1 protein-coding gene is annotated in these 855 nt (G+C 38.1%); it reads right to left on the bottom strand.

Going from position 1 to position 855, the window contains the following annotated elements; all coding sequences use genetic code 11:
• A partial coding sequence (locus H8S44_RS16175; RefSeq protein ID WP_186997572.1) for an IS1249 family transposase occupies nt 1–836 on the bottom strand: 836 nt, incomplete at its 3' end.
• Between the last annotated feature and the right edge of the window lie 19 nt (nt 837–855).

Here is an 855-nt window from a genome sequence, read left to right as displayed (position 1 = left end):
ATTCGATTATTCGTAAATGGTGCTGAAAAATCATCTTTCAATTCTTCATCAAGGTATGTAAAGAGTGTTCGTTCTCTAATTAACTTAAGCAGCGCTCTTTCTGCTTTCAGTAGCCGCTCATGTGTAGGCCTTTTCTTACCATTTTCATCAATCGTCATCTCTTCCAGAAATTTTTGATATGTTTGAATCCATTCAATAAAGTGTTCAATCCACATCTTGGATTCCTTTTTATTTTTGATTCTAAGAAGTTCTTTCGCAAGCATATATAACTCTGCGCCAGCCGCTGTATTAGGCCTGGATGTTGTATATCGTTTCACTTGGCAAAACACATGAAATACGCACCGTTGATGCTTTGCTTTTGGCCATATTTTTTTGAGAGCTTTTGCAAATCCGGTTCCACCATCCGATACAACCATTCTTGGTTCCGCTATACGTTTCATTAACGCAATCCATGCTTCCGCATGTTCATAACGGCATAAATACCATCCCAACACATGCTTTTCATCACAGCAAATCAGAACGCAGGCTTTCCGGCTAAGATATATGCCATCAAGAAATAAGACATCTCTGATTTCTTCTACCTTTGGCGGCATAGCCCATATATTCCAAAACTTTGCTGTCTTTCTTCGAAAGGTTCTTCCTTCTCCAGGCATCATTGCTTGAGATTCTTTTCCAAACAACCAATTTAAAAAGAACTGCAATTCCTTAGATTCATTATTTATTTTATGTGTCGACGATGTTTTGCAGCCCTTACAAAACCAACGTTGCGAACCGGCTTTTGTCTTTCCTGATTTAACACATTTTTTACCACAAATAGGACAATTTACTTGATTCATTTAACCTTCCCTCCATGGT

It is taken from the genome of Anaerosacchariphilus hominis (assembly GCF_014290175.1).
In the GTDB taxonomy this organism is placed as follows: domain Bacteria; phylum Bacillota; class Clostridia; order Lachnospirales; family Lachnospiraceae; genus Laedolimicola; species Laedolimicola hominis.
This window is presented reverse-complemented; position numbering and strand designations above follow the sequence as displayed.